Origin of the sequence: Rhodococcus sp. JVH1, assembly GCF_000280725.2 — a bacterium.
Lineage (GTDB): Bacteria > Actinomycetota > Actinomycetes > Mycobacteriales > Mycobacteriaceae > Rhodococcus_F > Rhodococcus_F jostii_A.
Genome location: NZ_CP166289.1, coordinates 7823109 through 7834532, shown reverse-complemented (window position 1 = coordinate 7834532; position 11424 = coordinate 7823109). Strand labels below are relative to the sequence as shown.

The window sequence follows — 11424 nt, the reverse complement described above, 5'->3', positions numbered from 1 at the left end:
CCCAGCGGGTAGAAGACCTTGGATGCGCAAGTCCTGCGCGTGAGACGGACCCACCGACGCCGGTCTCCCACGCTGTACTGATCGTGCTGTACGCGCGGGCCCGGTGTGCGTCGATTCGTGATGTTCGTTTCGGAATCGCCGTCGACGGGCGACGGTCGGACCGGTCGGGCAGAGTGCGTCCTACGCTCCCCCGCCTCTGTCCGAGGCTCAGCGGAAGCGTTCGGCCTCACGTGCGAGTTGCACGAGGTCGGCGCACAGGGACTCCACCTCATGGGCCGCCGCACCTTCGGCAACGGCTGTCGCCACGTCCTCGGCGGCACATCGAACCTGGAAAACCCGGTCGACCATGGCGGAGGCTTCCTCCGAGGTGAGCACCACCGCATCGGCGGGGATGCTCGTGCCCTTGACCTGGTTGCGCTGCTCGTATGCGCGCTGCCGGCAGGATTGGCGGCAGTACCGGCGGCGCCGCCCCATCCCCGTCTCGGCCACTTCGCGGCCGCACCACACACAGGAATCGGGTCTGCGGGAGGCGCCGGTCATGGTCAACCACCTTACTGCGCGGCGCCTCGACGCCCGCCCGGTAAGATGTCGAGGTTGCATCTGCGCGGCGTGCGGGAACCAATCGGGAGGCCGTGGCGTTGTAGATGAGTGTGAACGCTTGGTTCTGGTCCAGGCGTACTCGCGCGGAGACGATCGAGGAGAGGACACAACCATGGCAGATCGCGTACTTCGAGGAAGTCGACTCGGAGCGGTGAGCTACGAGACCGACCGTGACCACGACCTCGCGCCCCGTCGGATGGCCAAGTACCGGTGCGACAACGGTGAGGTCTTCGACATTCCCTTCGCCGACGATGCCGAGATTCCCGGCACGTGGCTGTGCCGCAACGGCCTCGAGGGAACCCTGGTCGAGGGGACTGCGCCCGAAGCCAAGAAGGTCAAGCCGCCGCGTACCCACTGGGACATGCTGCTGGAACGCCGTTCCAAGGAGGAACTGGAGGAGCTGCTGAAGGAGCGCCTCGACCTGCTGAAGGCGAAGCGCCGCGGAGCCTGACATAGGCAACCGAACCGTACGAACGCCGTCTCGGCTCTGCCGGGGCGGCGTTCGCCGCGTTCGGGGAGGCTGCGACCCCGGCTTCGGCGCGGACGGGGTGTTCGACACGGACGAGCTTCTGTTGGTCACTGGGCTGGTCACCGTCTCGACAGGACTCATCCAAGTACTCCGATCTGCTGAACGCGGGCGCGTTACATTCCGAGCACACAAAGCACCGAGCGTCACGCCCCGAACACGCAGTCGAAGAAACCACGTATGACCGACCTCTCGGGCTTCCGTACCGTTTGAGAGGTAGGTCACATGACCGCTCTCAATCTACTATTCGGTACCGCGGAGTCAAGGGTTTGGTCTTCTCTTCGGGTAGATCTCACACCTGGGGTATGAAATCGGCACCCCGAAACCACGACCGGTCGGGCGTCCACGACATTCGGGGTGGTCAACCGCTCGTTTTCTGTACAACCACTCACATTTCGTGGTATTCCCCCACCACCGCCCAAACCAAACCTTCCGGTCTGTCGGGCGGCGGTGATGCGGTCAGCGCACCGAGTGCGGCCGGTTCGCGCTGTCGTCGGGATCGCTGTCCCTGCCGGTGTCGGGCGCGGCGTGCCGCGGCCGGCGATGCGAACGCTCGAGGTGCGGTGCGATCGCGGCGAGAGCATCCGGCGTCGTCATCGTCCAGTGCGTCGCGTCCACCGGGTGCTCGTCGATACTCCCGCGCACGAACTGCCCCCAGCAGGTCACCGGGTCCACGTGGAAACCGTCGTCCAGGGCGGCGGTGAAGAACACCAGCTCGCCGTCGAAGACCCTCGGCCGGTGCGCGTCGATCAGTGCGGGGGCTCGCAGCGCATTGCCGTAGATCCGTTCGAGTTCCGTCGCGGTCAGCGCCGCCAGCGGCCCTCCGACGACCCGCAGCAGTGCCGCCGCACGCTCGGCGTCGAACTGTCCGTCCGGCGCGAGTTCGTCGAGCACGCTGTCGTCCGGGAGGTCCAGGCCGACACCGCCGAGAAGATCCGCGGTGGTCGCGGAGTTCTCCACGCTGCGGTCGATCCCGACGTAGCTGTCGAGGAGCCCCAGCAGACGCACCTCTTCACCGGCATCCTGCAACTGCACTCCCATCTCGTGGGCGATGACTCCACCCAGCGACCACCCCACCAGGTGATACGGGCCGTGCGGCTGGATCGAACGGATCTCTCGGACGTAGCGGGCCGCGAAGTCGGTGATCGTCTCCAGGTGCGGTTCGTCCTCGGTCAGCGCGGGCGACTGCAGCCCGTAGATCGGCCGGTCCTGGGTCAGCTCGCGGCCGAGCCCCGCGTAGCTCCAGGCGAGCCCGATGAACGGATGCACACAGAACAGCGGCTCCGCCGTTCCTCTCGTGCGGATCGGGAGAAGCACGTCGAGTGACGCACCGGCACCGTCCACCCCGTCGTTCGTCCACTTCTGGATGCGTTGTCCCAGCGACTGCGGTGTGGGGTCGCTGAACATCCATTGCAGCGGGAAGTCGATTCCCAGCTCGGACCCGAGCGCGGATGCGACCCGGGTGGCGATCAGCGAGTTGCCCCCGAGGTCGAAGAAGCTGTCCGTGACTCCCACGCGGTCGATGCCGAGCACGTCGGCGAACACTGTGGCGACGGCGCGCTCGGCCGCCGTTCGCGGCGCCTGGTACTCGTCGGCCGCCGACCGGGCGGCCGGTGCGGGCAGGGCCGTGCGGTCGAGTTTGCCGTTCGCCGACAGCGGCAGGGTATCCAGGTGCACGACCTGGGCCGGGATCATGTACGACGGGACGCGCGCGGACAGGTGTGCGCACACGTCGGACCAGTCGGCCGCGCGCGGTCCCACCAGGTACGCCACCAACGCTTCCTCGCCGCGGTCGTCGCGGTGCACCACCACCACCGCCTGCGACACGTCCGGATGCGCCTCCAGCGCCGCCTCGATCTCCCCCAACTCGATCCGCTGCCCCCGCAACTTCACCTGGAAATCGGTACGCCCCACATACTCCAGAACCCCATCCGCGCGGCGACGCACCAGATCCCCCGTCCGGTACATCCGCCCACCCGCCACGTGCGGGTTCGCCACGAACCGATCCGCCGACAGATCCGGACGATTCAGATACCCCCGCGCCAGCTGATCGCCCGCCAGATACAACTCCCCCGCCACCCCGTTCGGCACCGGATGCAACCGCGAATCGAGCACATGCACCTGCGTGTTCCACACCGGACGCCCGATCGGCACCGTCACCGTGTCCGCCGCACCGGTCTCCCAATACGTGACATCGACCGCGGCCTCCGTCGGCCCGTACAAATTGTGCAGATCGGCACCACAGACCGCCCGGAACCGCGACACCTGCTCCGGCGTCAACGCCTCACCTGAACAGAACACCAACCGCAACGAATCACACACCGCCACAGCAGGTTCGGCAGTGAACACCGACAGCATCGACGGCACGAAGTGGGTGGTCGTCACGTGACGTTCCTGTATCAGCCCTGTCAGGTACCGCGGATCGCGGTGTCCGTCGGGTGCGGCGATCACCAGGGAGGCTCCCACCTGCAGCGGCCAGAACAGCTCCCACACCGACACGTCGAACGTCACCGGGGTCTTCTGCAGGACGACGTCCGCGCTGGTCAGGGTGTATTCGTGCTGCATCCACAGCAGTCGGTTCACGATCGCGCCGTGGGTGACGGCGACGCCCTTGGGCCGGCCCGTCGACCCGGACGTGAAGATCACGTACGCCGTGTTCGCCGGGGACAGCGGCCACAGCCGGTCCGCGTCGGTGACGGGCGAGCTGTCGAAGCCGGAGACGTCCTCGGACGCGACGTCGATGACGGGGACCGATCCACCGCCGGCGAGTCCGGCACCGCTGACCAGCACACATGCCGGCTGTGCGGTGTCGAGTACATGCGCGGTGCGCTCGGCGGGGTGGTCCGGATCCACCGGCACGTAGGCGCCGCCGGCCTTCACGACGGCGTAGATCGCGACGAGCAGATCGATCGAACGGCGCATCGCGACCGCCACCACCGACTCGGGGCCGACGCCCTGCTCGATCAGTCGGCGCGCCAGCCTGTTCACCCGGGCGTCGAAGTCGGCGTATGTCAACTCGTCCCGGTCGAAGATCACCGCGACGCGGTCGGGGTCCGCCGCGACCCTCGTGTCGAACAGCGACGCCAGGGTGCCGGCGGGCACCTCGTGCGATGTCGCGTTGGTGCCGGCGATCTGCTTCCGTTCGCCGCTGCCGAGGACGTCGATGTCGCCGACCGCGGTGTCCGGACTGTCGGTGGCCGCCCGGAGAACCTGCAGGAACCGCTGTCCGAACACGTACATGGACGGCTCGTCGAACAGGTCGGAGGCGTACGTGAGGCGGGCCGCGATCCCGTCCGGACTTCCCGCCGAGTCGAACTGCTCCATCAGGGTGAGCTGCAGGTCGAACTTGGCGATGTCGACGTCGAAGTCGACGCCGCTCACCGACAGGTCACCCAGTCGAAGGGTCGCCTGGTCGAGGTTCTGGAACGTGAGCATCACCTGGAACAGGGGATGCCGCCCGGTGGACCGCGACGGATTGACGATCTCCACGAGGCGCTCGAACGGGACGTCCGCGTGGGAGAAGGCGGCGAGATCGGTCTCGCGCACGTCGGCGACCAGTTCGGCGAAGGTCCGGCCTCCGTCGACCTGCTGGCGCAGGACCAGCGTGTTGACGAACATGCCGATCAGGTCGTCGAGTTCGCGTTCGCCACGGCCCGCGACGGGAGTGCCGATGGCGATGTCCCCGGTGCCGGAGAGTCGGCTCAGCAGCACCGCGAGCGCCGAGTGCACGAGCATGAACAGGGACGCGTTCGCGTCCCGCGCCGCACCCAGGAGCGTGCCGTGCAGGTCGGCCGGCACGGCGAAGTCGACGGTGCCGCCCCGGTACGACGCGACCGCGGGACGCGGGCGGTCGGTGGGCAGGTCCAACTGATCCGGTGCGCCCGCGAGGGTGTGCGTCCAGAACGCGAGTTGCCGTGCCGACACCGATTCGGGATCGGTCTCGTCGCCGAGAAGCGCCCGCTGCCACAGCGCGTAGTCGGCGTACTGCACCGGCAGCGGCGCCCAGTCGGGCGTGGTGTCCGCCGACCGCGCCGCGTACGCCGTCATCACGTCCCGCACCATCGGGGCCATCGACCAGCCGTCGCCGGAGATGTGATGGACCACCAGGGCGAGAACGTGTTCCGTCGCGGACATGCGGAAGATCCGCACCCGCACCGGAACCTCCGTGGTGACGTCGAATCCGGTGGTCACCAGGCCGGCGATTCGAGCGGGCAGCGCGGCCTCGTCCGTCGCGACGACGGACATTTCGCCCCCCACCCGGTCGATGGGCAGGATCACCTGGTGCGGGCCGTCCGCGGAGTCCGGGTACACCGTCCGCAGCGACTCGTGCCTGCGGACGACGTCGGCGACCGCATGCTGCAGTGCGTCGACGTCCAGCGCGCCCGACAGCCGGACCGCCGCGGGAATGTTGTGCACCGCGGAATTCGGGTCGAACCTGTTGAGGAACCACATCCGGTGTTGCGCCGACGACAGCGGAATCCGTTCGGGGCGCACCGCCGGTGTCAGCGCCGGGCGGGCGGGTGCGGTGGCGTCGATCGAATCCAGCAGTGCCGCAAGGGCGGCGACGGTGGGCGCCGCGAACAGGGTTCGAATCTCCACACGGCACCCGAGCCGCTCGGACAGGCGGGCGACCACCCGGGTGGCGACGAGGGAGTTGCCACCGAGGTCGAAGAAGTTCGCTGCGGTACCGACCTGGTCGACGCCGAGCACGTCGGCGAACACGGCGGCAACCGATTCCTCCGTGGGCGTCGCGGGGGCACGATATTCGTCTGTCGCCGAGGCGAAGTCGGGTGCGGGAAGGGCCTTGCGGTCGAGTTTGCCGTTCGAGGTCAGGGGCAGTTGCGCGAGCACGACGAGGGCGGCGGGCACCATGTAGCTCGGGACGGCGGCGCCGACCTCGGCCAGAACCGCGGCGGAGTCGACGGTGGCACCGTCCTCGGGGACGACGTAGCCGATCAGGGCGGTCCCGGTGTGCGGGTGCTGGTGGGCGACGACGACGGCCTGCCCCACTCCCGCGCTCGACACCAGGGCGGACTCGATCTCGCCGAGTTCGATGCGGAACCCGCGGACCTTCACCTGGAAGTCGGAGCGCTCGAGGTACTCGAGGACGCCCCTGCTGTCCCGGACGCGCCAGCGGACGACGTCGCCGGTGCGGTAGAGCCGCGAACCGGATGCGCCGAAGGGGTTGGCCACGAAGCGTTCGGCCGTCAGATCCGCGCGAGCGACGTAGCCGCGGGCCAGTTGCTCACCGGCGAGATACAGCTCACCCGCTACCCCGACGGGGACCGGGTTCAAGCGGGCGTCCAGCACGAACACCTGCGTGTTCCACTCGGGTCCGCCGATGGGAACGGTGTCGACATCGTCGGCGGTGTGTGTCCAGGCGGTCACGGACACGGCGGCCTCGGTGGGCCCGTACAGGTTGTGTAGCGCGACGGCCCCGAACCGGCGGCGGAAGCGGGCGGCGGTGTCGACGGGCAGCGCTTCGCCGATGCACAGCACCCGCCGCAGGGCCGGCTGCTCCCCCGCACCCGGCGTCGCCAGGAAGGCCTCCAACAGGGACGGCACGAAATGTGCTGTCGTGACGCGCTGCTGACGCATCAGGTCCGCCAGGTAGGCCGGGTCGCGGTGACCGTCCGGGCGGGCGATGACGAGTCGGGCGCCCGTGGTCAGCGGCCAGAACAGTTCCCACACCGACAGGTCGAACGTGACGGGTGTCTTCTGCACGACGGCGTCGGTGGTGTCGAGCGGGTATTCGTGCTGCTTCCAGCGGAGTTGGTTCGCGATGGCGGCGTGAGTCACGGCGACCCCCTTGGGCCGGCCGGTGGACCCGGACGTGAAGATCAGGTACGCCGTGTTCTCCGGCCGCAGCGGGGCGAGGCGACGCGCATCGGTCACCGGTTCGCGTGGTGAGCCGGTGTGGTCGAGGGTGTCGATCTCGATGACCGGGACGGACTCGGCGGCGAACCCGTCCGAGGACGTGGTGAGGATGCACACCGGTCGTGCGGTCGCGAGCACGTAGGCGAGGCGGTCGGCCGGATGGGTGAGATCGATCGGGAGGTACGCGCCGCCGGCTCGCAGCACCGCGTACATCCCGACCAGCAGTTCGATCGACCGGTTCATCGCCAGTCCCACCACGGATTCCGGTCCCACCCCGCGATCGATCAGGCGGTGGGCGAGCACGTCGACACGGCGGTCGAACTCCGCATAGGTCAGTTCGGTGCCCTCGAAGAACACCGCGGCCTTCTCGGGGGTGCGCGCCGCCTGGGCGGAGAACAGTTCGGCGAGCGTCGTCGGCGGCAGATCGACGCCGGTGTCGTTGAAGTCGGCGACGATCGACTGTCGTTCGGGGCCGTCGAGGAGGTCGATGCCCCCGACCGCCACGTCCGGATCCTCCACGACCGACGCGAGCACGCGGGTGAAGCGTTCCGCGAACGCCCGCACGGTGGATTCGTCGAAGAGGTCGGTGGCGTAGGTGAACTGTGCCTCGATCACGTCCGGGGATCCGTCGGCGTCGTGCTTCTCCGACAATGTCAGGTGCAGATCGAAGTTGGAGATCGTGTTCGGCACGTCGAGTCCCTCGACGTGCAGTCCGGGAAGTTCGAGTGTGGTGGTGGCGAGGTTCTGGAACGAGAACGCGACCTGGAACAGCGGGTGGTGCGCGCGGGACCGGGCCGGGTTCAGCACGTCGACGAGGCGCTCGAACGGAATGTCGGAGTGCGCGAACGCATTCAGATCGGCAGAGCGTGCGTCGGCGAGGCTGTCCGCGAACGAACTCGCGAGGTCCACCCGGGTGCGCAGTACCAGGGTGTTCACGAACATGCCGACGAGTTCGTCGAGGGATTCCTCACCGCGGCCGGCGATGGGTGCGCCGACGGCGATGTCGGACTCGTTGCTCAGTCGCGCGAGCAGCACCGCGAGCGCGGTGTGCATCACCATGAACAGGGAGGTGTTCCGGCCGCGTGCGAGCGCCAGCAGGGCGCGGTGGGTGCCGGCGTCGATGGTGAACGGCACGTGCGCGCCCAGGTGCGACGCGACCGCGGGGCGGGGACGGTCGGTCGGCAGGGACAGCCGGTCCGGCAGACCCTCCAGCGTGCGGGTCCAGTAGGCGATCTGAGCGGCGGCGACCGATTCGGGATCGGTCTCGTCGCCGAGGAGTTCCCGCTGCCACAGGCTGTAGTCGGCGTACTGCACCGGCAGCGGCGTCCAGCGGGGAACGTGTCCCTCGGCGCGGGCGGTGTAGGCGAGCATGACGTCGCGGGCCAGCGGGGCGAGCGACCAGCCGTCACCCGAGATGTGGTGGGCGACCATCACGAGCACGTAGTCGTCGGCGCCGACGCGGTACATCCGCGCCCGCAGCGGCACGTCCGCGGTCACGTCGAAGCCTGTCGTGACGAGTGCGAGTACCCGGGCGAGGACGTCGTCGGGGTGCGCCGCCACCGGTGTCAGGTCGGGCACCGCGTCCCCGGCGGGCACGATCACCTGGTGCGGACCGTCGGCGGAGTCGGGATAGACGGTGCGCAGCGCCTCGTGCCGCCCGACGAGATCGGCGATCGCGATCTGCATGGCAGGCAGGTCCACCTCGCCCGACAGCCGGAGCGCGACCGGCAGGTTGTAGGCGGGCGATGCGGTGTCGAACTGGTTGATGAACCACATCCGCTGCTGGGCGAGCGACAGCGGAATGTGCTCGGGCCGGGGCTTCGCCGTCAGCGCGGGGCGTCGCACACCGCGGGTGGTGGTCTCGGTGATGCGTGCCGCGAGTGCGGCGACGGTCGGCGACTCGAACACTTCACGGACCCCGACGTGGACGTCGAGTGCGGCGTTGATCCGCGACACCACCTGGGTGGCGAGCAACGAGTTGCCGCCGAGGTCGAAGAAGCTGTCGTGGATGCCGATCTCGGGCAACGCGAGGATGTCCGCGAAGATGCCGGCGACGATCACTTCCATCGGGTTCCGCGGTGCCTCGAATGTCGTGGCCGCGGCGACGAAGATCGGCTCGGGCAGCGCGGCCCGGTCGAGCTTGCCCGCCGGGGTGAGCGGCAGGGCGTCGAGGAGCGTGACGGAGGCGGGAACCATGTAGGCGGGCAGGGTGCGCCCGACGAAGTTCGCGACCTCGACCCGGTCCACGTCCTCACCGGTGAACGGCAGCACGTACGCGACGAGGGAGGTCTCCCCGTTCGGGTGCTCGTACCCGATCGTGGTGGCGTACTCGATCTGCGGGTGTGCGGTGAGCGCGGCATCGATCTCGCCGAGTTCGATCCGGAATCCGCGGATCTTCACCTGGTGGTCGGTGCGGCCGACGAAATCGAGGACGCGGTTCTCCCGCCACCGGACGAGGTCGCCGGTGCGGTACATCAGGTCGCCGGGCTCGCCGTACGGGTCGGCGACGAAGCGTTCGGCGGTCAGTCCCGGCCGTCCCAGGTAGCCGCGGGCGAGGCTCGGTCCTCCGACGTACAGTTCGCCCGGCACACCCACCGGCACCGGGCACAGCCGGCCGTCCAGCACGAGTGCCCGCACTCCGCGGCTCGGGCCACCGATGGTGACCGGTTCGCCGGCGCGGAGGGGTTCGGTGATGGACGACATGATCGTCGCCTCGCTGGGGCCGTACGCGTTCACCATGCGACGCCCGGGCGCCCAGCGGGCGACCAGTTCCGGTGGGCACACGTCACCGGCGACCACGACCACGGCGAGGTCGTCGAGCCCGTGATGGTCCACCGACGCCAGCGCCGCCGGAGTGGAGAACGCATGGGTGACGTGTTCCGCGGCGAGCAGTTCCGCGAGTTCCGATCCGCCGTAGATCGTGGGCGGGGCGATGACCATCGTGGCTCCCGCGCCGAGTGCCATCAGCATCTCGAACACCGAGGCGTCGAAGCTCGGGGACGCGAAATGCAGTGTCCGCGAGCCGGAGGTGACCCCGAGGAGCTCACGCTCGTCGGTTACCAGGTTCATCAGACCGCGATGCGTGACCGCGACTCCCTTGGGCCGGCCGGTGGACCCCGACGTGTAGATGACGTACGCCACCTGGTCGGACAGGATCGGCCGCATGCGGTCGCGGTTGGTGAGCGGCAACCGGGATTCGTGGGTGCAGCGCACCGCGAGTGCCGGGTCGTCGAGCAGCATCCACCGGATCGAGTCCGGGAGGAGGTCCTGTTTCGCGGACACGGTGATCCCGACCATCGCCCCGGAGTCCTGCACCATGTGCAGGACGCGGTCCGCGGGATAGCCGGGGTCGACGGGCACGAAGGCTGCACCGGTCTTGGCCACCGCCCACACGGCCACCACGGATTCGAGGGACCGCGGCAGCGCCAGCGCGACCCGGGTTTCGGGTCCCACTCCCCTGTCGACGAGCAACCGGGCCAGCTGGTTCGACCGTTCGTCGAGGTCCCGGTACGTGAGGCTCTCCCCCTCGAAGACGACGGCGGGTCCGTCGGGTGCCGCGGCGACGGCGTCGGCGAGGATCTCGGGCAGCATCTGCACCGGTCGCGCGTCGGCGCCGCGCACCGGGGTGAGCGCCGCGTATTCCTCGTCGCCGAGGACCGGAATGTCACCGATCGGCCGCTGCGGGTCGGCGACGACCGCCTCGAAGATCCGCCGCAGCCGGGTCGCGTACTCGGCGGCGGTGCTCTCGTCGAAAATGTCTGTCGCGTAGACCAGTTCGGCGTCGATGCCGGCGGCCTCGGAGGCGTCGTCGAGCCGCTCGGTGAGCGTGAAGTGCAGGTCGAACTTCGCGATGCTCGCGTCGAGGGTGAGCGGCTCCAGCGACAGCCCGTCCAGTTCGAGTCGGTCGGCGGAGACCGCCTGCACGCCGAGCGCCACCTGGAACAGCGGGTGGTGCGAGGTGGAGCGGACCGGGCTGAGAACCTCCACCAGCCGCTCGAACGGCAGGTCCGCGTGGGCGAACGCCTCGAGGTCGACGTCCCGGGCCTGTTCGAGCAGCGACACGAACGACGCCCCCGGGTCCAGCGTCGTGCGCAACACGAGGGTGTTGACGAACATGCCGATGATGTCGTCGAGTTCCACCCGGCCGCGACCGGCGATCGCCGTGCCGACAGTGATGTCGGAGCTCGTGCTGAGCCGGGCCAGCAGGACGCTGAGCGCGGCGTGGGCGACCATGAAGAGGCTGGCGCCGTGCGCGCGTGCCAGCTCGGCCAGGGCCCGGTGCGTGTCGGCGTCCAGGGTGAAACGCGTTGCCGCACCCCGATGCGACGGAACGGCCGGCCTGCCCCGGTCCCCCGGCAGGTACAGCTGGTCCGGGACACCGGCGAGTGTCCGGGTCCAATACTCGAGCTGGGCGGCGGCGA

General features: G+C 69.2%; 3 protein-coding genes (1 of these 3 cut by a window edge). 1 reads left to right on the top strand and 2 read right to left on the bottom strand.

Annotated elements, in window-relative coordinates; translation table 11 throughout:
* Positions 1-207: 207 nt before the first annotated feature.
* Positions 208-540: a hypothetical protein gene (locus tag JVH1_RS36750; protein WP_005246337.1), complete on the bottom strand. Its 333-nt coding sequence runs from the start codon at positions 538-540 to the stop codon at positions 208-210.
* 172 nt (positions 541-712) lie between these two features.
* On the opposite strand from JVH1_RS36750, the gene JVH1_RS36745 reads away from it, so the two are divergent.
* The gene (locus JVH1_RS36745; protein ID WP_005255751.1) at positions 713-1051 is read left to right on the top strand and encodes an RNA polymerase-binding protein RbpA; all 339 of its coding nucleotides are present in this window, start codon (positions 713-715) and stop codon (positions 1049-1051) included.
* Between the two features lie 534 nt (positions 1052-1585).
* Here JVH1_RS36745 and JVH1_RS36740 read toward each other — a convergent pair.
* Positions 1586-11424, bottom strand: the 3' portion of a protein-coding gene (locus JVH1_RS36740; RefSeq protein WP_063720681.1) for a non-ribosomal peptide synthetase. Its footprint extends 21280 nt past the window's final position; 9839 of the gene's 31119 nt are visible here — the last part of the coding sequence; its start codon lies beyond the right edge, outside the window — the gene reads right to left on this strand; the stop codon is at positions 1586-1588.